The sequence below is a fragment of the Christensenella minuta genome (genome assembly GCF_003628755.1).
GTDB classification, from domain to species: Bacteria; Bacillota; Clostridia; order Christensenellales; family Christensenellaceae; genus Christensenella; species Christensenella minuta.
Window position 1 is genome coordinate 2,931,656 of the sequence record NZ_CP029256.1, and the last position, 22,651, is coordinate 2,954,306.

General features: G+C 54.1%; 23 protein-coding genes. 18 read left to right on the forward strand and 5 right to left on the reverse strand.

Annotated elements, in window-relative coordinates; genetic code table 11:
- Positions 1-39: 39 nt before the first annotated feature.
- The 4 genes from B1H56_RS14160 to B1H56_RS14175 all read left to right on the forward strand — a co-directional run bounded on the left by B1H56_RS14160 (position 40) and on the right by B1H56_RS14175 (position 7,251).
- Complete coding sequence (locus B1H56_RS14160) at positions 40-1,233, forward strand: pyridoxal phosphate-dependent aminotransferase (RefSeq protein WP_066523040.1); 1,194 nt, start codon at positions 40-42, stop codon at positions 1,231-1,233.
- 119 nt (positions 1,234-1,352) lie between these two features.
- A complete protein-coding gene (locus B1H56_RS14165; RefSeq protein ID WP_066523039.1) occupies positions 1,353-2,783 on the forward strand; it encodes a hydroxymethylglutaryl-CoA lyase-like TIM-barrel protein in 1,431 nt (476 codons plus the stop codon).
- Positions 2,784-2,956: 173 nt separating this feature from the next.
- Complete coding sequence (locus B1H56_RS14170; protein WP_066523038.1) at positions 2,957-5,284, forward strand: 5'-nucleotidase C-terminal domain-containing protein; 2,328 nt, start codon at positions 2,957-2,959, stop codon at positions 5,282-5,284.
- Between the two features lie 56 nt (positions 5,285-5,340).
- A complete protein-coding gene (locus B1H56_RS14175; protein ID WP_066523036.1) occupies positions 5,341-7,251 on the forward strand; it encodes a sensor histidine kinase in 1,911 nt (636 codons plus the stop codon).
- A 2-nt stretch (positions 7,252-7,253) separates the two neighbouring features.
- Here the strand turns inward: B1H56_RS14175 and B1H56_RS14180 are convergent, their stop codons facing one another.
- A complete protein-coding gene (locus B1H56_RS14180) occupies positions 7,254-7,958 on the reverse strand; it encodes a LytR/AlgR family response regulator transcription factor (protein WP_162939017.1) in 705 nt (234 codons plus the stop codon).
- Positions 7,959-8,202: 244 nt separating this feature from the next.
- On the opposite strand from B1H56_RS14180, the gene B1H56_RS14185 reads away from it, so the two are divergent.
- Positions 8,203-8,631, forward strand: coding sequence for a hypothetical protein (locus tag B1H56_RS14185; protein WP_066523033.1), 429 nt, complete (start codon positions 8,203-8,205; stop codon positions 8,629-8,631).
- 14 nt (positions 8,632-8,645) lie between these two features.
- Here B1H56_RS14185 and B1H56_RS14720 read toward each other — a convergent pair whose 3' ends face one another.
- The gene (locus B1H56_RS14720) at positions 8,646-9,362 is read right to left on the reverse strand and encodes a hypothetical protein (protein ID WP_156515118.1); all 717 of its coding nucleotides are present in this window, start codon (positions 9,360-9,362) and stop codon (positions 8,646-8,648) included.
- Between the two features lie 31 nt (positions 9,363-9,393).
- Here B1H56_RS14720 and B1H56_RS14195 point away from each other — a divergent pair, with 31 nt between their 5' ends.
- The 9 genes from B1H56_RS14195 (at position 9,394) to B1H56_RS14230 (ending at position 15,745) form a co-directional block, all read left to right on the forward strand.
- Positions 9,394-10,080, forward strand: a complete 687-nt coding sequence (locus tag B1H56_RS14195; protein ID WP_147554725.1) for a DUF5058 family protein — start codon at positions 9,394-9,396, stop codon at positions 10,078-10,080.
- 16 nt (positions 10,081-10,096) lie between these two features.
- Complete coding sequence (locus B1H56_RS14200) at positions 10,097-10,756, forward strand: hypothetical protein (RefSeq protein ID WP_066523029.1); 660 nt, start codon at positions 10,097-10,099, stop codon at positions 10,754-10,756.
- Positions 10,757-10,771: 15 nt separating this feature from the next.
- A complete protein-coding gene (locus tag B1H56_RS14205; RefSeq protein WP_066739704.1) occupies positions 10,772-12,217 on the forward strand; it encodes a M20 family peptidase in 1,446 nt (481 codons plus the stop codon).
- A gap of 10 nt (positions 12,218-12,227) precedes the next feature.
- Entirely contained in the window at positions 12,228-12,629 is a 402-nt protein-coding gene (locus B1H56_RS14210; protein WP_066523027.1) for a hypothetical protein, read from the forward strand.
- A 150-nt stretch (positions 12,630-12,779) separates the two neighbouring features.
- Entirely contained in the window at positions 12,780-13,502 is a 723-nt protein-coding gene (locus B1H56_RS14215) for an amino acid ABC transporter ATP-binding protein (protein WP_066523025.1), read from the forward strand.
- 11 nt (positions 13,503-13,513) lie between these two features.
- Complete coding sequence (locus B1H56_RS14220) at positions 13,514-14,263, forward strand: transporter substrate-binding domain-containing protein (RefSeq protein WP_082771042.1); 750 nt, start codon at positions 13,514-13,516, stop codon at positions 14,261-14,263.
- Positions 14,264-14,265: 2 nt separating this feature from the next.
- On the forward strand, positions 14,266-14,397 hold the full coding sequence (locus B1H56_RS15045; RefSeq protein WP_258107033.1) for a hypothetical protein: 132 nt from the start codon (positions 14,266-14,268) through the stop codon (positions 14,395-14,397).
- Positions 14,394-15,110, forward strand: a complete 717-nt coding sequence (locus tag B1H56_RS14225; RefSeq protein ID WP_066523024.1) for an amino acid ABC transporter permease — start codon at positions 14,394-14,396, stop codon at positions 15,108-15,110. The genes B1H56_RS15045 and B1H56_RS14225 overlap by 4 nt, the downstream gene beginning before the upstream one ends.
- Positions 15,086-15,745, forward strand: coding sequence for an amino acid ABC transporter permease (locus B1H56_RS14230; protein ID WP_066523023.1), 660 nt, complete (start codon positions 15,086-15,088; stop codon positions 15,743-15,745). The genes B1H56_RS14225 and B1H56_RS14230 overlap by 25 nt, the downstream gene beginning before the upstream one ends.
- Before the next feature lie 86 nt (positions 15,746-15,831).
- Here the strand turns inward: B1H56_RS14230 and B1H56_RS14235 are convergent, their stop codons facing one another.
- Entirely contained in the window at positions 15,832-17,502 is a 1,671-nt protein-coding gene (locus tag B1H56_RS14235) for an ABC1 kinase family protein (protein WP_066739706.1), read from the reverse strand.
- An 89-nt stretch (positions 17,503-17,591) separates the two neighbouring features.
- Positions 17,592-17,903 carry a phasin family protein gene (locus B1H56_RS14240; protein WP_066523019.1) on the reverse strand — a complete coding sequence of 104 codons (312 nt, stop codon included), beginning with the start codon at positions 17,901-17,903 and terminating at the stop codon, positions 17,592-17,594.
- 128 nt (positions 17,904-18,031) lie between these two features.
- On the opposite strand from B1H56_RS14240, the gene B1H56_RS14245 reads away from it, so the two are divergent.
- From B1H56_RS14245 to B1H56_RS14260, 4 genes are all read left to right on the forward strand, one after another.
- A complete protein-coding gene (locus B1H56_RS14245) occupies positions 18,032-18,844 on the forward strand; it encodes an HAD-IIA family hydrolase (protein WP_330383181.1) in 813 nt (270 codons plus the stop codon).
- A gap of 43 nt (positions 18,845-18,887) precedes the next feature.
- On the forward strand, positions 18,888-20,345 hold the full coding sequence (lnt, locus tag B1H56_RS14250; RefSeq protein WP_066523017.1) for an apolipoprotein N-acyltransferase: 1,458 nt from the start codon (positions 18,888-18,890) through the stop codon (positions 20,343-20,345).
- Between the two features lie 48 nt (positions 20,346-20,393).
- Positions 20,394-21,101 carry an MBL fold metallo-hydrolase gene (locus tag B1H56_RS14255; protein ID WP_066523014.1) on the forward strand — a complete coding sequence of 236 codons (708 nt, stop codon included), beginning with the start codon at positions 20,394-20,396 and terminating at the stop codon, positions 21,099-21,101.
- Positions 21,102-21,167: 66 nt separating this feature from the next.
- Complete coding sequence (locus B1H56_RS14260) at positions 21,168-21,446, forward strand: DUF3795 domain-containing protein (protein WP_066523013.1); 279 nt, start codon at positions 21,168-21,170, stop codon at positions 21,444-21,446.
- A gap of 142 nt (positions 21,447-21,588) precedes the next feature.
- Here B1H56_RS14260 and B1H56_RS14265 read toward each other — a convergent pair whose 3' ends face one another.
- Positions 21,589-22,599, reverse strand: coding sequence for a tyrosine-type recombinase/integrase (locus B1H56_RS14265; protein WP_066523010.1), 1,011 nt, complete (start codon positions 22,597-22,599; stop codon positions 21,589-21,591).
- Positions 22,600-22,651 lie beyond the last annotated feature (52 nt).

A 22,651-nucleotide genomic window follows, 5' to 3' on the forward strand; every position in this document is an offset into this window, starting at 1 on the left:
TTACATAAATTTTAAAGAGGAACTTGTTGGAGGTAGAAAATGCAACTTTCCGAAAAAGCACTTGCAATTTCGCCCTCGCTGACACTCAAGATCACGGCGATGGCAAAAGAAATGAAGGCGCGTGGGCTCGATGTGGTAGGGTTTGGCGCAGGGGAACCGGACTTTGATACGCCGCAGCATATCAAAGACGCGGCAGTGGAAGCGATCCGTATCGGCATGACGAAATACACGCCGGCTTCGGGCACGCTGGAGCTGAAAAAGGCAGTGTGCGCCAACCTGAAAAGGAATCACGGCCTGTCTTATGAGCCGAACCAGATCGTGATCTCCAACGGCGCCAAGCATTCCCTGTTCAATACGTTCCAGGCGATCGTAAATCCGGGCGACGAAGTGCTGGTTATCGCGCCTTACTGGCTGACCTATCCGGAACTTGTGAAGATGGCGGGGGGCGTGCCCGTGTATGTCGAGGCGAAGGAAAGCAATAATTTTGAACCTCTTGCGGCGGATATCGAGGCGGCTGTGACGGAGAGGACAAAGGCGATCATCGTCAATAACCCCTCCAATCCCTGCGGGTGTATTTATTCGCAGAAAACGCTTGGGGACATTGCGGAAATTGCCCAGAAACACGATTTCTTTATCGTGTCGGATGAAATTTACGGCGAGCTGGTATACGACGGAAACAAGCATCTTTCCATCGCCAACCTTTCGGATGACGCTTATGCGCGCACCATCCTGGTGAACGGCCTCTCTAAGACCTATGCCATGACGGGCTGGCGTATCGGCTATACGGCAAGCACACCGGAGATCGCCAAGATCATGGGAAGCTACCAGAGCCACGCGACCTCGAACCCATGCTCGGTCGCGCAGTTTGCGGGCGTGGAAGCGCTGATGGGACCGCAGGACGAAATCAGGAAAATGCGCGAAGAGTTCAATGAGCGCAGGAAGCTGATGGTAAAGCTTGTAAACGCGATCGACGGCTTGTCGTGCGTGACTCCGATGGGAGCGTTCTATGTGATGATGAACATTTCAAAACTCAAAGGCCGCAGGCTCGAGGGCAAGGAGATCAAAGGGTCGGTGGATTTTGCGGAAAAATTGCTGGAGAAGAAGCTGACGGCGGTCATTCCGGGCGCAGCCTTCGGCGCAGACGATTTTGTGCGCCTCTCTTATGCGGTCTCACGTGAAAATATTGAAAAGGGAATCAAGCGGATCGCCGAATTTGTTGCTATGCTCGATTGATAACGGATCGATCAAGATAACGGCAGTCAGTATCGTTAGGATTCTTGACTGACAGAGTATGCAGCTTACATCAGCGTATTATTTTAACGAAAATGGCCGCAAACGGAATGGAGGAAACTATGCCTTCGGAGAACAACAGGTACAGCAGGTCGAACCTGCTGCAGGAAAACGATTATAACTATACATTGCAGGACGTGGAGGAAGCCAACCTGTTCGAGGATATGTTCGATTACGACCAGGTGCCGAAGATCACGTTCAACCACCGGACGGTTCCAATGCATTTCCCGGACGAGATATGGATTACGGATACCACCTTCCGCGACGGGCAGCAGGCCCGAATCCCGTTTTCGGTAAAGGAGGTTGTGGACCTTTACAAGCTTCTGCATAAGCTTTCCGGTCCCAAGGGCGTCATCCGCCAAAGTGAATTTTTCGTATATACGGAAAAAGACCGCAAGGCGCTTGAGGAATGTATGGCGCTCGGCTACGAGTTTCCGGAGATCACTACGTGGATTCGGGCGAATAAGAAGGATTTTGCGCTTGCAAAGGATATGGGGATACGCGAAACGGGCATCCTCGTTTCCTGCTCGGATTACCATATTTTCAATAAGATGGGAATGACGCGCGGACAGGCGCTCGACAAATACCTCGGGGTGGTAAAGGATGCGCTCGATATGGGGATCGTCCCTCGCTGCCATTTTGAAGACATCACACGCGCCGATTTTTACGGCTTTGTGGTCCCCTTTGCGCGCGAACTGATGAAGCTGCGCGAGGAAAGCGGCATTCCGATTAAAATCCGTATGTGCGATACGCTTGGCTACGGCGTGACCTATCCGGGAGCGTCCCTCCCGAGAAGCGTGCAGGGCATCGTGTACGGCCTGCGGTTCTACGCGAACGTCCCGTCCACGCTGCTTGAGTGGCACGGCCACAACGATTTTTACAAGGTGGTGTGTAACGCGGCTACGGCGTGGCTGTACGGCGCGTCCTCCGTCAACTGCTCCATGCTGGGAATCGGCGAGCGGACGGGTAACTGCCCGGTCGAGGCGATGGCCATCGAATATGTGCAGCTCAAAGGGACGCAGGATGGAATGGACCTTCGCGCCATCACGGAAATCGCGGACTATTTCGAGAAGGAACTGAAATACGACATCAATCCGCGCACGCCGTTTGTGGGAAGGAACTTCAACTCCACCCGCGCGGGCATCCATGCGGACGGGCTTTTGAAGGACGAACAGATTTACAATATCTTTAATACGGACAAAATATTGGGACGGCCCGTAACGGTGGTGATTGGCGAGCATTCCGGCCTTGCGGGAATCGCCCATTGGGTGAACGCGCACTTTAAGCTGGACGGCGTACAGAAGATCGATAAAAAGTCCGGATTGGTGCGGAAAATCAAGGACGAGGTCGACCGGCAATACGCAGAAGGCCGGACTACGTCTTTCGGCGATAACGAGCTGGAAATGATTATCCGTGACGCGGACTATATGAAATATGCGGCGCTGTGCGCGCATATGGCGGATATCGGTGAAGCAGGCAAGGCAGACGGCTGATCGAAAACGAAGGAAACGGCTTTCCGGACGGAGGGCCGTTTTTTTTTGCAGCCGTTTTATTCCGTCTTATTCCCATTGAGGTAAAAAATTTGCCGAAACAGGCAAACGAATAGCATTCCCGCCAGATTGCCGTTATAATAAAGTACAGGATTGATCTGATGGGGGAAACCAAGATGAGGATAAGAAAAAACGGCAGGATACTTGCGGCTGTTCTGGCGGTGCTGCTGGCGTTCCAGCTTGGAGCGGTCTGTTATGCCGCGGATGAGTCGGCAAATACCCAGGCGCCCGGTGTTTCGGCGGCCTTACAGGCAGGGGAGACGGTTCCAGCGGAAGGAACAGGCGGCGGGGAAGGCGCGACGGATGTGCTATCTGGCGCGCCCGGAGGCCGGATGGCCGTGCAGGCTGTAAACAGCGGCACGGATATCGTGATTTACCACACCAACGATATGCACGGCGCGGTCACTTACGATGCGGGCAGCAAGTGCATCGGGCTTGACCGGGTGGCGGCAATCAAAAAAGAAACGCCCGGTTCCATTTTGGTGGACGCGGGCGACGCGACGCAGGGCCTCCCTTTTGCATCCCTTACGCAGGGCGCGGATGTGATCGACGTGATGGACGCCGCGGGATATGATGTGATGGCGGCGGGAAACCATGAATTTGATTACGGCACCGAACAGTTTTTAGCCAACGCGGCGCGCGCGTCCTTTCCTATTTTGGCGGCGAACGTTTATAAAGACGGACATCCGCTTTTGGAATCAGGCGCAAGCAACGGCTGCCACGTTATAATCGAGCGGGATGGCAAAAAGATCGGTTTTTTCGGGCTGACGACAGCGAAAACGGCCACGGCGACAAATCCGGGCGGCATTGCGGGTGTGGAATTCAAAGACGAGATTAAGGCCGCGAAGCGCGAGATAGACGAACTTACGGCTGCGGGAGCGGATGTGATCGTTGCGGTCGCCCATCTCGGGGAATATACCAACGTCCCCTGCGACAGCAGCAAACTGGCGGAAGCCATGACGGACGCCTACCAGGATCAGCTTGACGTCATTATCGACGGACACAGCCACACGCTGGAGGAAAAAACGGTAAACGGGGTATTCATCGCGCAGACGGGCACGGCCTTGAACCGCCTTGGGAAAATCATCCTGCACTTTGACGGCTCCGGAAATGTAACGGTGTCCGGGAATATGCTTTCCTACGACGATATGCTGGCGGTCACACCCGATGCGGGAGTGACGGCCAAAATCGATGCGGTGAACAACAGCCGGCAGGAGCTTCTTGCAAAAGAGCTTTGCCAGGTGACCAATACCCTGTGGGGCGGCTATGTGGATGGAATTGCGGAACCGCGGATCGTGGAGACCAATCTGGGAAATTTTACGGCGGATGCCTACCGGGATGCGGCGCAGGCCTTCCTCGATACCGCTGCCGGAATGGAAGCCTACCGCAGCAATCCCGTGATCGGTATGGAAAACGGCGGCGGTATCCGCGCGTCCTTTGCCAACGGCACGCTTACCAAAGGAGACCTCGTGAGTGCGTTCCCCTTCTCGAATACGCTGATGATGAAGCAAATTACTCCTGCCGTTTTATATGAGATATTGGAAGTATCGGTGTCCTCGATCACCGGGCAGGACAGCGGCACCGGCCTGCTTTCCGGGCAGCCGAGCGGCGGTTTCCTGCAGGTAAGCGGCATTCGCTTTACCTATGATCCGTCCGCGCAGGCGGGAAGGAAAATAAAAGAAGTATATTTGGATGGAAGCGGCACGCCGCTTCAAAAAGACGATGCGGCCACGCAAATGATGCTGGTATCCAACAACTTCGTGATGAACGGCGGGAATGATTATACGATGCTCGCCGCCCTCCCGCTCGTCGGAGAGATCGGCGGGGAGCTTGAAACGGTGGAGGCATATGTCCTCGCGCAGACGGACAATGGGCAAAAGCCGCTCACCGTGGGAAGCACGGAAGGGAGAATTGTACCCGAAAGCGGATATACGCCCGGGAATTATACCATAACGGTCAGGGTGCAGGACAACGGCGGAAATCCTGCGGCCAACCTGCCGGTGTCCTACTATCTGGACGGGGGAGACCCGGTTTGGGCACAAACGGATGAAAACGGCATTCTTGCTGTCACCGTGCCGGACGGCCCGCACGGATTCGCGCTTTCAAAGACGCAAAAGCAGGTTTACCTGAACAACTATTCGGGCGCGGGAACGGTGGAAAACGAATATCGTCCTTTCCCGGTGCTGCTCTATCAGGAACCGGAAGACCGGCCCGGGCCGTCGCCGACGGCCGCTCCCACCGTGCAGCCGTCGGCTCAGCCCACGGCCGCTCCCACAACAGATCCAATAACAGCGCCGGCAGCGCAGGAGAAGGAGCAAAAAGGCGCGCCCAAGACCGGAGACGCATCCCCCGCGGACGGGTATCTCTGGATGGGCTTTTTAGCGGGCGGAGCATGTACGGGTGCGGCGGCGAGCCTGCGCAGGAAGGGAAAACGGGCGGCATAAGGCGGGCTGCGCTTCCATGAAGCAGCATACAGGCATATCAGGGCAGGAGCAGAACTATGGGAAATAAACCGCAACGAAAATGGACCGCAGTGGCAGGAGCCGTCCTTCTGTGCATGGCTGTGATATTTATAGTGTTCTTTTTTGGCGAGGTGTCCACGGCAAAATTTGACAGTGTGTTCCTTTTCCCAACGCCCGAATATGAAACGGACTGGCGGTATTATGACGAAGCCGGAAACGCAGGGTATGAGGCACACCAGGAGGATGGTTACCTTGTCGAGGTAGAGGGAACCGTGGGGAACGCGGTCGCGGCGGAGCGAGTGATGAAAGAGCCGCTCGAGAACGCCGCATTGAAGTTTCAATATTTGAACCGGCAAATCAGCGTCTACCTAGATGGAACGCTTTTGCATTCGGATATTCCCGGTACGCCGGAGCAGGGCGTTGAATTCCTGCCGCCGGATGCGGAGTTCTTTCAAAAGAACAGGGATGCGTTCAAAACGCAGTATGTAACCCTGCCGGATGATTACCTTGGCGGGACGCTTACAGTCGTCACCTATTTTGCGGATGATATACCGATGGTTCCCGCCTATCCGACCATGCAGAACGACGACACGGTCGCCTCGTACCCGGTGGTGGATTCCGCCCGCCCTCTTGCGCTTTCCGGCGTGTTTGCCGCGGCGGCTGTCCTCCTGCTTGTCCTTTTGGTGTACGCGGTCTTGTCTGGAATTCCGGATTGGCCGGTTGCGCTGCTCGCGGCATTTTTCCTGTGTGCGATGATCGGCCAAGTATATACTTCCACAGCCGCGTATTACAGCATTGGAACGAACCTCGCCGGTTATTTGGTTTCCGCCCTGTATGCAGACCTGCTGCTGCTGTTTTTTTCCTGCTATATGCGTAAGGGCTTTCGGATTGCTATGCTGTGCGCGGTCGCTTTTCATGCCGCCGCGACCATCTTGCAGGCCCTGGATAATGCCTGGGCAGGCGAGTTTTACGAAGCGGGAAACGAGGGGTGGGTTGCGTTTGGCACACTAATGCTTTTTGCCGCACTGTGCTTTTTTGAATGGCGCGCGAAAAAGCCGGTTTTTGCGGCGCTTGGGAAATACATTGCGGCCTTTGGCGCAGGCTATGCGGCGCTTCTTGCCTGCGCGTTCTTTTTCGCGCCGGACAGTGTATTTGCGGAAGATGTATGGAGACCGTTTTCCTCGTTTGTATCCGGAAGGGCGGTTGCGTTTAACAATATATTCTCCATTTGCCTTTCAATAGCTGGTCTGGTCATCATTTTTCTCGATTTTATTCGGCGGAACATTTCTGTCAGGACGGAACGCAATATGCTGGCGCTGAAAAATGAAACTGTGCTGGAAAACATGCGGGGTATGGAAGCGTATATGCGCCGGGCAGACGAGCAGCGGCACGAGATCAGGCATCATATTGCCGCGCTGCGCATTTTACTCAAAAACGGCGAGGAACAAAAGGCGCAAGCCTATCTCGAGGAGTTGTCCGAAGCGGTGGATGCGTCCGGCCTGCGCCGATACACGGAAAATATGCTGGTCAGCGCAATTTTAAACGGCGAGGCGTCCAAGGCGGCGCGAAGCCACGTTGAAATCGATGCGGAGCTTGGCGTGCCGCAGGAGCTTTCCCTGAGCGACAACGACTTGTGCAGCCTGCTCTACAATATGCTCGATAACGCAATCCGCGCTTGTGCAGAGCTGCCGGAGGGAAGGGAGCGCCGGATTCGCTTTAAAATGCAGAAAAAAGGGAATTTCCTTGTGATTGTATGCCGGAATCCAAAAGCTGAAACCATTCGAACCGACGCGGAGGGGCATATCGCAACGTCAAAAAGAAACGCCGCCGGACATGGCTACGGCCTTTCTGTTATGCGGAAAATCTGCGAAAAATATCACAGCGTATTGCTGATTGAGATAGACGACGAATTTTTTACAGTCAGGACCAACCTGCGCCTGCCGGATTAAGCTCACCGGGTTGCATAGGAAACGAACGCGTTCTGGACGGAAAGATAGTTTTCCTTGCCGATCGGGACGCGCTTTTTTGTGTCTAATGTGAATTCATAGCGCTTGATATCGCTTACCCGCGCGAGGTTCACAATATAGCTTTTATGGCAGCGCAAAAAGCAGCCCGGAAGACTTGCCGAAAGGTTCCTCAAAGTCCCGGGGCATTGTGCGGAATCATTTTCCGTATGGATTTTCAGGGTATGCCCGTACACCTCGATGTAGGTGATATCGGGGAACGCGAAGGAATAGGTCTTTTGTCCGGAGGAAACGAGAAGCCTTTTTTGGGTGAAATTCTGGTCGTAATCAAAAAGGATCGCTTCGCGAAGCTTCACCGGATCGGCAGGTTTCAAAAGATACTGGATCGGACGCACGGCATATCCCTCAAGCGCAAACGAACTGTTTGCAGTGATAAAAATAATGCCTGCGCGGCTTTTGCTTTCCCGCAGCGCTCTTGCAAGGTCGATTCCGTTCATGTTTTCCATCATAATATCGAGCAGCACAAGATGAAACGCGTCCGGATTCCGCAGGAGCTCTGAGAGAAGCTCCCGGGGGTCGCTGAACACGGTGACGCAGTATTGGATTTCATAACGGAACAACACGTCGTCCACCTGGCTGTGCAGGCTCTCTGCAAATAAAGGTTCATCGTCGCAAATTGCAATACGGTACAAAAACAACGCCTCCCGCCGCCTCAATAAAATGATTATAGCACACTGCCGCCGTCCCCACAAGATTTCCCGTTTACGCTTCAGGTATTCCCGTTTGCGCTGTGCAAGAGTAAAAAAGGCGGCGGATTTTGTACAATTTTTATTAAAGATGCATCTGGAAAAACTGCACATCCGGATGCTGATTGCACGCTGGCAGACCAGCGGCGCGAACACTAATATTTTTTCATGCTGAAAGGAGAACGGAATTATGACGGAAACAACGGAAACAAAAGTACCGGCTTTATTGAAGGTAGCAAGCATTTTATTAATTATCGGCGGGGTGCTCGATATTTTGATCGGACTGCTCGTTGCATTCCTCGGCGCGGCGGTCATTTATGCGGGCGTCGAGACGGGAGATGCGGTACTCGCATGGATGGGAACGCTGATTATCGCACTTTCATTGATCTACGGCGTGCTGAAGCTCGTTGCGGGGATCCTGGGCGTTTCGGGCAAGAAGTTGCGCGTTTGCCTGATACTCGCCATAGTGATTCTGGCACTTTGCCTGATCGACCTTATCATGGGCGCAGTCCAGGGGATGTATACATGGTATTCGATTGTGTCCCTGATCCTTCCCGCATTTTATCTTGTCGGGATATTGATGGCGGAAAAAGAGAGGAAGGGCAGGCAGCTTCAATAGCTGGTTGCGTATTTTTATAACCGGCGTGCTGCCGTTTGTATGGAGCCGGAGTCCGGCGCAGCCGTTCCGTTGAGCCGGATTTTGGGTTTTTTTGTCTTGGGCGCGTTGGCTGAAGCGGCCTGCGGCTTTTTAGCGGCGCGCGATTTTAAAAAAAGGTATGCTGTGCAGCGTGATTTGGTTATATCCCATGGACGGTCGGGATGATTCTTTTTTTCTTTGGCAGCGGCGCTTCCGGCATCGAGTGGATCATCTTCTTTGTGGTCACGATTTCCGCCGGTTATCCATTCCGCAGCTGCCCGGACAGGACAGTACGTTTGCGAAACCAAATCCCCCCGCAAATTTCGATTTTGCGGGGGGATTTTATTATGCAGGCCGCCTGTTAGATAGGCCGATCCAAAAGCATAATGGACCGGGAGGCAAACCGTTTTAGCGGGCGGTGGCGCGGGGCCTGCCGCCCGGCGGCCAGCATCAACGCTCCGAACAGCGCCGGGGCGTTTAGGAACCGGGCGTCTGATGCCGCGGTAAAGAGCTGGAAACAGTAAACGGGCGTGCGCGTCCAATGGAAAAGGGATTTGCCGGAAGGCGGGAGCGGCTGCTCCCGCCTTCTTCCTCTCTTGGGCCGGGCGCGTACCCTCCTTTGCAGAAAAGAACCAGGAAACGCAATACCTGAAAGTCTGCAATCCCTTGCAAAGCGAATAGATTATGGTAAAATGAAGATAAGATTTACCCATAGGCTACAATTAAATATCGGAGGTGAAGGGATTGGATACACCATTATTGTTTGCAATGGCTGCCATCATTATCGCAACCGTAATTATCATTGCGGTGATTTTCCTGCGCAAAGCGCTCCGGCAGGCACGGGAGATCGGTCTTGCAGAGAACGTGATTAAAAAGACGGTGCGCGTGAGCGGGATTTTTTCCATCGTTCCGTCGATCCCGATTGCGATCGGCCTCGCGGCTATGGTGCCGCTGCTCGGCGTGGCTCTGCCGTGGATCAGGCTTTCGGTGATCGGTTCCGTGCAATACGAGCTGTTTGCGGCGGATGCGGCCGCATCCGTCACCGGGGCGGTGAGCGCGGCGGGGGCGCTCGGACCGGCGGCTTTCAATACAGCCGCATGGATCATGACGCTCAGCATTATGAGCGGCCCCATCTTCTGTATTTTTTTCCTCAGGAAGTACGAAAATGGTCTCGATAAATTAAAAAAGAAAGATAAAAAGTGGGCTGACCTGCTGGTAACGGCGATCTTTATGGGGCTGGTGGGCACCATCGGCGGACAGCAGATCGCCAAGGGCGGCATCTTCCTTGCCACGCTGTGTGTTTCCGCCGTCATCATGGCCGCGTGCGGCCTGCTTGTCAGGAAAGGGAAGGTCAGGTGGCTGGAAGGCTTCGCGCTCCCCATCAGTATGATCGGGTCCCTTGCGGTCGCCTTTGTGCTCGCAACTTCGTGAAGGGAGGAAAAACACAATGAAAAACAGTATGGATTATATGGACCGCGTACACCGCACCGGGCGCATCTCAATGATTATCATCGTCATTCTCCTTCTCATGGTACCGATCCTGCTGTGCCTGCAGTCGGGCGTGTGGCCGCAGGGCGACTGGATTCTTTCGGGAATGCTCGCGGTGGGTATGATCTATCTGCCTATCGGCGTGATCGAGGTACTGAACTATTCTCCGCTGATTGGAAGCGGCGGTACCTATCTCGCGTTTATCACGGGCAATATTTCCAACATGAAGCTCCCGTGCGCGGTCAACGCGCTCGAGGTAACAAAGACCAATGTCAATACAAAGGAAGGCGAAGTAATCTCCACGATTTCCATCGCCGTTTCCACGATTGTCACCACGGTCATTGTGGGTGCCGGCGTGCTGCTGATCCTTCCGTTCAAGGATTTCATGATTACGACGCTTGCGCCCATTTCGGAATACATCCTGCCCTCGATCTTCGGGGCGCTCGGCGTGGTGTTCATTTCCAAGAGCTGGAAGCTTTCCATTGTGCCGCTGCTCCTGATGACGCTCCTGTTCATCTTTGTCATTAAGGACGACAGCATCCGCGCGGTGTTCGTCCCCGTGGCGAGCCTTATATCCATCGTATGCGCGCGGTTTATGTATAAGAAACAATGGGTATAAACGGGGAGGCAAGGAATGACAGGAATTATTATATTAATTGCGGTAGCCGTTTTTGTGCTGATCCTGTTCCTGATCGCCGCGTTGAAGAAGCCGCCGCAGGAACGGCGGATGCCGATAAAGGAAGAGGTGGATGCACAGGCCGCAGCCGGACGCCTCGCGGGTGCGATCCGTATTCCCACGGTTTCGGATTTTGACCGTTCCAAAATGGATTATTCCAGGTTCGACGAGCTGCACGCATACCTTAAGCGAGCCTATCCGCTGGTGCACGGGACGCTCACACGCGAAGTAACGGACCGGAAGTGCCTTATCTATCACTGGCAGGGAACGGACGAAGCCCTGCTCCCTGCGGGGCTTCTTGCCCATATGGACGTAGTGCCCGTAAACGAGGCGGAGTGGGACGATCCGCCGTTTAGCGGCGTAATCAGGGATGGCTATGTATACGGCAGGGGCGCGCTCGATATGAAAGGACAGCTGATCGCCGTGCTGGAGAGCGTGGAAGCGCTGCTCAAGGAAGGATTCGCGCCAAAACGCAGCATATACCTGCTGTTTGGCAGCGACGAAGAGCCGATGGGCGAATTCGGGGCGAAGCTGATAAGCGAGGAGCTTCAAGGCCGGGGTGTGCGCCTCAGTTTTCTCCTCGATGAGGGCGGCGCGATCCAGGATGGGAGAATGATGGGCGTCAAGCGCGATATCGCGCTTATCGGCATCTGCGAAAAGGGCATTATGAACCTTCGCCTCACCGCAAAGGGAAAGGGCGGCCACGCCTCCATGCCTCCCCGCGTAACGGCGGCCGGCGGCGTTGCCCGGGCAGTCACGGCTCTTGAGGCGCACCAGATGAAAGGAAGCTTCAATTACGCGGCGGAGAACATGTTCAAAACGCTGACCCCCCATATGGGCGGCGCGTTCAAATTTTTCTTTGCTAATCAATGGCTGTTCGGCGGGCTGCTGAAAAGTATTTTGTGTAAAATTCCCGCGTCGGCGGCGCTCATCCGCACCACTTTTGCCCCGACGCAGCTTTCCGGTTCCAATGCGCCGAATGTGCTCGCGGGCAGCGCAAGCGCGGTGTTTAATATCCGTATCGCACCGGGCGAGACGGATCAGGACGTGCTTGCGCATGTAAGGAAAGCCGCGCCGGATACGCAGCAGGATGTGATCTATTACTACCCCCCGTCGCCCGTTTCCAGGGTGGATACGGAAGAATACAGGAGCGTGGCCCGCGCCGTAGCGGATGCCTTCCCCGAGCTTGTCGTTGCGCCGTATCCGGTGGTGGCGGCAACGGATTCGCGGCATTATTACAATATTTGCGATCATGTTTTCCGCTTTGTTCCCTTCCTGTCCTTAAAGGACGACCTCGGGACCGTTCATGCGGCAAACGAGCGGCTGAGCATCGAATCGCTCGGGCGCGGGATTGCATTTTATAAACACCTGGTGCGCACAACCTGCGGGCCGGGGCAATCGTGAAGGAGGAAGTATGGAAGAAGAAAAGAAAGAAATGCAGGAAGGACCGGAACTCAAACAGATCGAAGCGCTGCTCACCGCTCAGGCGGAGCATAACAAAAAGCTGCTCCGTTCCTCCCGGGTGCATACGGTGATCCTGCTCGTGTTTGTGGTTGTATTTGCGGTGGGGATTTTTGCGGTCAATGGAACACTGGCAAGCGCAACCAGGGAGCTTCCGGCCATGCTGGAGTCCATTACCAACCTGACGGACACCGCGGCAAAAGAGATCGGACGGATGGACGATATCGATTTCGACGCGCTCAACGAGGCGATCAAAGGCATTTCCACGATCCGTTTTGACGTGCTGAACGAAAGCATAAAGGCGCTTACGGATATTATCAAACCGTTTGCGGGCTTCATGGGCGCGCTCAGTTAAGCGGCCCGGGATTTTTAGAACTGCGCGCTTTTAAAACGTAATAAAACAAGCCAAGGGACTGTTTTTTAACGGTCCCTTGTTTACGTGGCGCAAAAAAATGTGATAAATAGATTATCTTTACGAATCCGGAATGAAAACGAGGGAAAAAATATGATCTCCATCCAAAACGTATCCAAGCAATTTGGCAGTATGTATGCCCTGAGTCATGTCAGCCTCGAGATCGAAACGGGAGAGAAAATCGTCATCATCGGACCATCTGGTTCGGGAAAGAGCACGCTGATCCGCTGTATCAACGGACTTGAACGCCCAACGGAAGGCAGGATCGTTGTGGACGGCATCGACGTGACCGCGCGAAAAGTGGACGCACGTAAGCTGTATGCGGACGTAGCGATGGTTTTTCAGGATTTCAACCTTTACCCTCATAAAACGGTGCTCGAGAATGTGACGATCGCGCCCATGCGCGTGCAGCACGTTCCAAGGGAGGAAGCAGAGCGCTCGGGCGCGGAATATTTACAGCGGGTGGGCCTGTGCGACAAGGTTTCGGAATATCCAGCCAAGCTTTCGGGCGGGCAGAAGCAACGGGTGGCGATCGCCCGTGCGCTCAATATGCACCCGCGGATCATCCTGTTTGACGAGCCAACTTCAGCGCTTGACCCGGAAATGATTCAGGAGGTGCTGGAGGTGATTAAGGACCTTGCCAAAAGCAATATCACGATGGTCATCGTAACGCATGAAATGGGCCTTGCCCGCGAAGCGGCGGACCGCGTAGTGTTTATGGAGGCAGGGCAGGTTGTTGATACAGGCACGCCCAGAGAATTGTTCGACGAAGCGAAAAATCCGAGGATACAGGCGTTCCTCAGCAAAATACTCTGACGGAGGGGCGTATGAAAAAAGTCGTTGTACTGATCCTGCTGGCGCTTTCCTGTTGGTTCCTCTTTGCGGCGTGCGCACCGGATGGCGGCGTCCTGCGCGTGGGCGTAAAGATCGATGTGCCGCGCTTCGGCTACCAGAATCCTGCGACAGGGGAGATTGAAGGCTTTGAAGTGGATATTGCGCGGGAGCTTGCGAAAGAGATCATGGGCTCGGAAGACAAACTGAAGCTTACAGGCGTAAACGTTACAACGCGCGGGGCAATGCTCGATAACGGATCGCTTGATGCGGCGCTTTCGACTTTTACCATCACGGATTCGCGCAAAAAAAGCTATCATTTCAGCCAGCCGTACTATACGGACCATATCGGCGTACTGGTCAAAAAGGATGCGGGGATCGAAAACCTCCGCGATCTTGACGGAAAGACGATCGGCGTGGCCCAAAGCGCGACAACTAAGGAAAAATTGCAGGCAGCGGCAGACGAGCTTGGGATCACACTTAAATTCAACGAATACGCGACGTATCCGGAGATCAAGATCGCCCTCGTGTCCGGCCGGGTGGACGCATTTTCGGTAGACGAATCCATTCTGCGCGGCTATGTGGACGACACGACAAAGCTTCTTCAAGAGCAGTTTTCGCCGCAGGAATACGGGGTGGCGAGCGCGCTCGGCAATGAAGAACTCGCCGCGGAGATCGACCGTGTGATCGGTGCAATGAAAGACGACGGACGGCTTGCCGCCCTACAGGAAAAATGGGGGATATAGAGATGATGGCTGCGTTGGGATTTGCTTTGCGGAGCGCTTGCCTGCGCATGCAGGAGGGCTTTGCAGGAGGTTCACAAAGGGCGGCGCGTCCGTCCGTGGATGTGACGAACCCGCAGGCGGGAGGTATCAAATGAACGATGTATTTGCGCCCTTTAAATGGGAAGCGCTGTTCGCACAGGGGCCAGAACTCGCGCATGCGTTCCTGAATACGGTACTGATCTCCGTGCTTGCGCTGCTGATTGCGCTCGCTCTGGGCTTTCTTTTCGGAATCATGTCGTATTCCAAATATAAGGTCCCGCGCGGCCTGAACCGGATTTATGTAGAAATTGTACAAAACATTCCGCTGCTGCTGCAGATTTTTGTATTGTATGCGGTGCTGCCGCTGTTTGGCCTGATGCTCGGCACCTTCCTCATCGGGATCGTTGGCATCGGCCTCTATCATGGAGCGTACATGTCCGAGGTGGTGCGCTCTGGGCTTTCCGCCGTTCCGCGGGGCCAGTTCGAGGCGGCAAAATCCCAGGGCTTCACCTACGGGGAAACGATGCGCAGCATCATCCTGCCGCAGGCCGTGAGGACAATGCTGCCCGCGCTCGCCGTGCAGGCGGCAAATCTCATTAAAAACACCTCGGTGCTCGCGCTCATTGCGGGCGGGGAGCTGATGTACTTCTCCAATTCGTTTGCCTACGGAACGAGCTATTACGGCCCGGCCTACGTGGTGGCGGGGATATTGTATTTCATCCTTTGCTTTCCGCTGTCGCGGCTTGCCAGGCGTTTGGAGGAAAAACAGAAAAAAGAACGGAAGCCGGGAGAGGAGGATGTCACATGTCAGAATTATTTACGTGGGTAAACATCCGCTTCCTGCTCCAAGGGCTTCTTACCACGGTCGTTATTTCCGTTACCGCGATCCTGCTTTCCATTCTGCTCGGTCTTGTTATCGCCATCGGGCGGAATTCGGAGTATAAGGTTCTCCGCGGGATCGCGGGCGTGTATATCGAGGTTTTTAAAAATACGCCGCTCCTTTTGTGGATCATGCTGATCTTCTTTGTCGCGCGTATTCCTCCGCTTGGGTCGGCCGTTTTATCCTTTACCCTTTTCACCTCCGCGGGCATCGCGGAAATCCTGCGCGGCGGGTTCAGCGCGATCCCGGGTGGCCAGTGGGAGGCGGCAAAGTCACAGGGCTTTTCACGGGCGGCGGCGTATGTGTATATTGTGATTCCGCAGGCTGTGCGCAGCATGATTCCAGCGCTTTTGTCGCAGGTGGTCACGACCATCAAGGATACTTCCTACCTGTGGGGCGCAATGGCAATCCAGGAATTAATGGGCAGGGGAATGATCCTCATGAACCTGTACAATTCCACCGCGCAGATCTTTGCGATTTTCGGCCTCATGGCGCTCCTCTATTTTGCGGTTTGTTTCACCATATCACAGGTCGTGCGCAAATATCAAAAGAAGTACCGCACCGCCTCCATCCTGTACGATTGAACTGAATAAAAAAACAGCGCCTTCATAAGGAAAGGCGCTGTTTTTTAAGGCCGCGCTGTTTGCCGGGCCTGCGGGCAGGATATTTTCTATTTTTTGCGCTTTTCGCGGTCGGAGCGCACAATAGAGACAATAATCCCAATTACGATAATGACGGAAATCAAAAGTCCCACAACGATCGCGAGGGTGCTCAGGCTCATGATATCCACATCGGTCTTGCCGAAGTTTGAATAGCCTGCGCTGATGATGACGCCCGCCATCACAATGCATACGGCCAGCAAAACCACGGCAAAGGAAATACGGTTGAACATACGCTCGATGTTTTTCTCCATGCGGTCCAAGTCGCGCACCTTCAGTTCAAGGGAATAATCGTTCTTTTTCAGCTTATGCAGGAATGTCAGCAACGCCGACGGCACTTTTTTGGTTACATCGATCCAGTCGAGCGCGTAAGACTGAATCTCATTTTTGAATTCCGCAGTCTTGTAGCGGTTGGCAAGGAGCCCCCTGACCGTTTTTTCCGCGATTTTCAGGATGTTGACGGACGGGTCAAGCCCCTCGATGATGGCCTGCGCGGTGCCGAGGCTTTTGGCCACCAGCGTAAACTCCCGCGGGATTTTCATCTTGTATTTCCCCGCCAATGAAAACACACTGGAAAAAACTTTAGCGATATTGACGTCGGAAAGGGGGACATAAAGGTATTCGTCCAAAAGAACCTCGAGGGATTTTTCAAACGAATCCATATTGACGTCTGCATCTGCGGCGTCCATTTCCGTGATGCTCTGCGCGATCTTGAGCGTGTTGCGCGTAGCGATGCCCAGCACAAAATCGTTGAGCTCCCGGCGGAAACGGCTGTTGATCGTCCCCACCATGCCAAGATCGATGAATTCCACATATTTCCCGTCCACCACAAACACGTTGCCCGGATGCGGATCGGCGTGGAAAACGCCGTTTTCAAGTATTTGCGTGATTAGCGAATTGGTAAAATCATAGGCGATCTGCGCCCGGTCCGCACCGGCTGCCGTAAGCGCGGGGATGTCGTCTATTTTTACCCCGCCGACAAAATCCATGGTGAGCACCTTGGGCGTGGTATAGACCCAGCGTATTTTCGGCACGCGGATATGGCGTTGGTCGTGCACGCTTTCCCTAAAGAAGTCGGTGTTTTCGCCCTCCTTGGTAAAATCGATCTCCTGTTCCATCACACGGCGGAACTCTGCGACCATGCCGGAAAAATCATACAATTGGCCGTATTTGGAATATTTGTCCACAAGTCGCGCAAGCCTTTCCAAAATACCGAGATCCGTCTCGATATTCTCGCGGATATGGGGGCGCTGCACCTTGACGGCGACCTCCGGCCCGGAAAACAGCTTTGCGCGGTATACCTGGGAAACAGAGGCGGAGGCGACGGGAGTGGCGTCGAATTCGGCAAATAAATGACCGATAGTGTCGCCAAGCTCGGTTTCGATCACATCGCGCGCTTCCTCGTAAGAAAAAGGCGCGACGGAATCCTGCAGCTTCTGCAGCTGCTTTGCCACGTTTTCCGTGACGATATCCGTGCGCGTGGAAAGAATCTGCCCGAGCTTTACAAAGGTAGGACCAAGCTCCTCGCACATCCTGCGGATGCGCTCGCCTACGGAGGGCATATTGTGCTTCTGCTCCTGCTCAAAAATTTTTTGGGGATTTTTGGACAGGGTGGATTTGACAAATAAAAAACCAAGCCCGTTCCTGTTGAAAGCGGACAATATTTCCCGATACCGTTGCAAATTCCTGGAAGCGATAACCCATTCCCTCCTTAAGGCAAAACAAAATACCGCAGCTTATCCGGCTGCGCTGTCAGGCAGAGGCCGGACGATTACTTTTCGTCCGCTTTTGCGGCAGCAAGCTCTTCCTTGATGATTTCGCGGATATCTTCCTTGGTGACGCGCGTATCCGCGGTGAGGCCGACGTCCTGAAGCGTCGTGCGGACCTCGTCCTTCACCATACGGGAGATTTCCTCACGCTGCGCTTCGCCTTTTTTGATTAGGTCGTTGGCAAAGCCCTGCGCATCCTTACGCTGCACCTCGCCCTTGGCGACCATCTTTTCCACCAGGTCCTCGATCTTCTCGCGGGAATAGGCGAACAAGCCCATGCCGAAATTGATGCTGTCCTCTATGATATTAGCCATTGAAATAGCCTCCTTTTTATCTTTAATCTTATTATAACGCATCTGGAAATAAAGTAAACTGTGAATCCGCCGGGGAAAATGGGTATAGGTAAGAAAAGTTTGCAGGCGGAGGATATAGACATTATAATATGAAAGAGAGAATAAACGAGGGAGAAAACAGCATGGACTTAAAAGAATTGCACGAGAAAAAAGGCTTTATATGCGATATGGACGGCGTGATCTATCATGGGAATCGGCTTCTCCCCGGGGTCAAGGAGTTTGTGGACTGGCTTTATGCCGAAAAAAAGCCCTTCCTGTTCCTTACGAATTCCAGCGAACGCTCCCCGCGCGAGCTGCAGCAGAAGCTGGGACGGCTGGGGCTTGATATCGACGAAAGCCATTTTTATACCAGCGCGCTTGCGACCGCCAAATTTCTGAAAATGCAGTCGCGCAAAAAGAGCGCGTTTGTCATTGGCGAGGCGGGGCTCACCAATGCCCTTTACGAGGTAGGGATCACGATGAACGATGTGGACCCGGAATATGTGGTCGTGGGCGAGACGCACAATTATAATTACGATAATATTTCCAAGGCGGTGCAGCTCGTGCTTGCGGGCGCAAAGCTGATCGGCACCAATCCGGACCTTACCGGCCCGGGTGAAACGGGGATTTTCCCCGCTTGCGGGGCAATGATCTCGCCGATCGAGGTCGCCACGGGGAAGCGCGCCTACTTTGTCGGCAAGCCCAATCCCCTGATGATGCGCACGGGAATCAAGATGCTCGGCCTGCATGCGCAGGAGGCGGCGATGGTAGGCGACCGCATGGATACGGATGTGGTCGCAGGGCTGGAATCGGGGCTTGATACGGTGCTGGTGCTGTCCGGCGTGAGCACGCGGGCGACAATTGAGGAATACCCCTACCGGCCCAAATATGTGCTCGACGGAGTTGGCAATATCGTACCGTGAGAATACGCGGGATTTTGAGAAGCGGTTCCGGTGAAGTGAAGCGATGAAGCATAAAAGGCGGCTCGAATTTATTCTTTGCGCAGCGTGCGGAATTTTCTGCGCGCTGTGTTTCGATGTGGCGGCGCTTGCTCCCTTCCTGTGGGCGGCGCTCGCGCCGGTGTTCTTCGCGTTGCTGAAAAACAGGAAGGAGCGCCGCAGGACGATCCTTTGCGCGTGCGCGTTTGCATTTGCCCTGGCGTTTGTTTATTACGCGCAAATGCTTTCGCTTGATATCTCCGCGCGGGCAGGCCAAGCAACCGGCATACTGCTTGCAGCGGCGTGGCTTGGGCTCGGGGCGGCGCACGGTGCGGTATTTGCTGCGGCTCTTTCCGCGGGCGCACTCCTGAAATGCCCGGGCGGTCTGCGCGCACTGCTGTTTGCCGTGCTCGGGACGGGCGCGGAATGGCTGCTCGGCGCGGGTGTGCTGGGCCTTCCGTTCCTGCGCCTCGGGCTCACCCAATGGCGGCTTTTGCCGCTTACCCAGTCGGCGCCGCTGTTTGGCGTCCTTTTTATCAGTTTTCTGATCGTCTTTGTGAACGTGCTCCTTGCACAAGCCGCTTTGGAGACGGGCAAGGGCAGGCTGCGGTATCTCGCAGCGGCGGTACTGGTGTTCCTTGCCAACCTTGCGGGCGGCATGTTTGCGCTCGGCAGCGGGACGGAAGAACCGGATACCGGGATCGCGGCGGTACAAATGAACGTTCCCTTCTGGCAAAACGGAGGGGAAGGAAGGTTTGAAAAAGCGTTGGCGCTGGCGGAAGAAGCGGCCGGAGAGAGGCCGGCCCTCATCATCCTGCCGGAAAATTCGGCGTACGGATCCTTTGCCGAAGCAACAGAGGTCAGCGGCCCGGTCGCAAAGCTGGCACGAGGCTCCGGAGTCTACGTGCTGACCGGCGTTTACGGCATCCACGGCTATCAGCTCAGGAATTCGGTCTTCCTGACCGCGCCGGACGGAGAGATCGCGGATGTTTACCATAAACAGCGGCTGGTTCCCTTCTTTGAAAACGGGTATGAACGGAAATTTTCCTTTGCAGATGGGAAAGAACGCGGTATCTTTGAGACGGCCTATGGGGCGGTAGGCGTGATGATCTGCTTCGAGAGCCTTTTTCCGGATATTGCGTCCCAAACCGCCGCCGGAGGCGCGGAGCTTCTTGTCGTTGCGACGAACGATTCATGGTTCAAAAGCGATGTTCCTCTGGCGAGGCACCTTGCCCAGTCTGTGCTGCGGGCTCAGGAAACGGGGCGGTGGCTGGTACAGGCGGGAAATACGGGGATGACGGCGATCGTTTCCCCCACAGGAGAACTCACGGCGGCCCTCGAAGCGGACACGGACGGGGTACTTGCCGGAAGCGTTGCTTTCCGGCAGGAAAAGACGGGCTATCTGGCCGGCGGAGACTGGTGGCTTGCCGCAGCCGCTGTAGCCGCTGCGCTGGGCGCTGCAGTTGCATATAAAAAACGAATTTGAAAACTGCGGGCCGATGCACTATAATGGAAGGACAGGCGAGGAGAAATAATGACGGGAAATTTTGTCCGGCTCACCGCAAACGCGGGGGTCCTTTTATGTATAAATGGCAAAAAAATATTGGTGGATGCGCTCCACAACCGGTATACAGAGGTATTCTCGAGCGTCCCGGACGATCTTTTGTACGAGATCGCGCACGGGGAAGGAGAATTCCGGGAGATCGACCTGATTGTGTTCACGCACGATCACCCGGATCACTACAGCAGGGAATGGACGCAGGAATTTCTGCGGAACCATCCGGATACGCATATGGTTTCCCCGATCGGCGATTTTTCCAGGGAAAACATCATTGTGCTGAAAGCGCAGGAGGAGACGCACGAAATCAGGGGGATCAAGCTGGAATGCGTGCGGCTCACCCACGAGGGAGAGCAATTCCGGGACGTTGTAAATTACGGATATAAGTTCACCGTGGATGGGTTCACGGCAACGGTCCTCGGAGACAGCGGGCCGGAGAATATTCCGCAGGTGTTTGGCGGCGCTGACCTTGCGCTCTATAATTTCCCGTTTTTTACGGTCCTGCGCGGGAAAAAGATGATCGAAAAGCTCCGGCCGAAACGGATGATCGCCTATCATTTGCCCTATGAGGAAAAGGATACCAATGGGTATATCCGGGCAACGCTGCGGTCCATCGAACGGAACGGATACGAAAATACATCCGCGCTTTGGAAGCGGGATCAGAAAACGGCGGTTTCATTTTAATACGCGGCGCGCTTGGCGGGCGCCGTATAAAAATGTTATAAATCGTCCGCAAGGGGGGTATAAATTATGATAGAGGCAAGATGTGGGAGACTTTGTTCAAACTGCGGATATTTTGAAAAATGCGGCGGCTGTGTGAACCGCGATAAGCCTGTTTGGGCGGCGCGCTGCCCGGTCAAGAGCTGCTGTGAAGAGAAAAAGCTCAAACACTGCGGTTTGTGCAGCGGATTCCCCTGCAGGAAACTGGTGAAATTTGCCAAGGATAAAGACTATGGAGACGGCGGCCTCCGCATCGGCCAGTGCCGTGCATGGAAAGAGATCGGAGAGGACGCGGTTTACGAGGAGTAAATTAACGGCAATTTAGCACAAACGTTGCAAAACTGCCGAATATATGCTGTACAATCACGTTTTTTGGCGGGCGAAGCCGCCGAAAAATCACGCTGAAATTGCCCGGTTTTAACACGGTAACTAACACGGTAACTAACAAATTTCAAAGCTTCTCAATCTCATTTCTGAGATCGGTGGTATCCAGGTGAGTGTAGATATCGGCCGTGGTCGAGTAGTTGGCATGGCCGATTATTTTTTGTAGCGCTTTTGCATCTGCACCCTTGCGCGCCATGAGCGTGGCGAAAGTGTGCCTTGCACAATGCGGTGTTTTACCTTTGATGCCCAGCGCGCTCATAGATGCCTTAAATCCTTTTGCGTAGAGCGTATATGATATAGGAAACAAACGTTCCCCCGCGGCATATCTGGCGCGAATGAATGGGAATATCTTGGTGTGGATAGGTATTACGCGATTTTTTCCGGCATCTGTCTTTGATCCGCTCGTGATGGTCTGCTTCTCGAGATCAACGCTGAACCGTGTCAAGCTAAGCATTTCGTTGACCCGCATTCCGGTGTAAATCAGGACGAGGGCGCTATCGACAAACGGCTTGCTTGAGTTATCCCACAGCTTCTTGATCTCTGCATCGGTGAAGATTTGTCTTTCTTTTTTGTCAGACTTTGGCAAAATGATATATGTTGCGTAATTTTTGTTGCAGATGTCATTTTGTATTGCGTACTCGTATAGTGTAGACGCGAGTAATTTAAGTTTTTCCAAACTGCCCTTTTTTAGCACAGTATTGTCTATCACCTGCTGAAAATGTGAAGTGCGCAAATTGATGAACGTAATATTGTGCAGCGGCGCGAAGTGATTATATGCCATTTCGTATTGCCTGCTGGTGCTGCGCGATATGCGTTCAAAGTGTGCCGCGCTCCACTCGCTATAAAGGTCTTTGAACGTCAGTGCAGAGGATTGCTTAATTCCGCCCTGCCAATAGGCGGCGAGGGCGTTAATGGCATCTTGGCGTGTCTCATAATAGCCAACAACTTCATATGTTTGCTTGCGCTTTCCTCCGTCAAGCTTTTTCCATCCGGTTGTGCGCTTAGCAACATATGGACGTTTTCTATTTTTCCCGGACAATTTATAGACTGTGCCGTAACCGTTTGGATTCTTTTTCATATAAATTACCTATTTTGTTTCATCCATTACCCTGTGATGATTACACCGCATT

Coding starts and splice junctions, on each gene's coding strand:
- B1H56_RS14160 (WP_066523040.1), top strand. CDS start 40: ATGCAACTTTCCGAAAAAGCACTTGCAATTTCGCCCTCGCTGACACTC.
- B1H56_RS14165 (WP_066523039.1), top strand. CDS start 1,353: ATGCCTTCGGAGAACAACAGGTACAGCAGGTCGAACCTGCTGCAGGAA.
- B1H56_RS14170 (WP_066523038.1), top strand. CDS start 2,957: ATGAGGATAAGAAAAAACGGCAGGATACTTGCGGCTGTTCTGGCGGTG.
- B1H56_RS14175 (WP_066523036.1), top strand. CDS start 5,341: ATGGGAAATAAACCGCAACGAAAATGGACCGCAGTGGCAGGAGCCGTC.
- B1H56_RS14185 (WP_066523033.1), top strand. CDS start 8,203: ATGACGGAAACAACGGAAACAAAAGTACCGGCTTTATTGAAGGTAGCA.
- B1H56_RS14720 (WP_156515118.1), bottom strand. CDS start 9,362: ATGGGTAAATCTTATCTTCATTTTACCATAATCTATTCGCTTTGCAAG.
- B1H56_RS14200 (WP_066523029.1), top strand. CDS start 10,097: ATGAAAAACAGTATGGATTATATGGACCGCGTACACCGCACCGGGCGC.
- B1H56_RS14205 (WP_066739704.1), top strand. CDS start 10,772: ATGACAGGAATTATTATATTAATTGCGGTAGCCGTTTTTGTGCTGATC.
- B1H56_RS14210 (WP_066523027.1), top strand. CDS start 12,228: ATGGAAGAAGAAAAGAAAGAAATGCAGGAAGGACCGGAACTCAAACAG.
- B1H56_RS14215 (WP_066523025.1), top strand. CDS start 12,780: ATGATCTCCATCCAAAACGTATCCAAGCAATTTGGCAGTATGTATGCC.
- B1H56_RS14220 (WP_082771042.1), top strand. CDS start 13,514: ATGAAAAAAGTCGTTGTACTGATCCTGCTGGCGCTTTCCTGTTGGTTC.
- B1H56_RS15045 (WP_258107033.1), top strand. CDS start 14,266: ATGATGGCTGCGTTGGGATTTGCTTTGCGGAGCGCTTGCCTGCGCATG.
- B1H56_RS14225 (WP_066523024.1), top strand. CDS start 14,394: ATGAACGATGTATTTGCGCCCTTTAAATGGGAAGCGCTGTTCGCACAG.
- B1H56_RS14230 (WP_066523023.1), top strand. CDS start 15,086: ATGTCAGAATTATTTACGTGGGTAAACATCCGCTTCCTGCTCCAAGGG.
- B1H56_RS14240 (WP_066523019.1), bottom strand. CDS start 17,903: ATGGCTAATATCATAGAGGACAGCATCAATTTCGGCATGGGCTTGTTC.
- B1H56_RS14245 (WP_330383181.1), top strand. CDS start 18,032: ATGAAAGAGAGAATAAACGAGGGAGAAAACAGCATGGACTTAAAAGAA.
- lnt (WP_066523017.1), top strand. CDS start 18,888: ATGAAGCATAAAAGGCGGCTCGAATTTATTCTTTGCGCAGCGTGCGGA.
- B1H56_RS14255 (WP_066523014.1), top strand. CDS start 20,394: ATGACGGGAAATTTTGTCCGGCTCACCGCAAACGCGGGGGTCCTTTTA.
- B1H56_RS14260 (WP_066523013.1), top strand. CDS start 21,168: ATGATAGAGGCAAGATGTGGGAGACTTTGTTCAAACTGCGGATATTTT.
- B1H56_RS14265 (WP_066523010.1), bottom strand. CDS start 22,599: ATGAAAAAGAATCCAAACGGTTACGGCACAGTCTATAAATTGTCCGGG.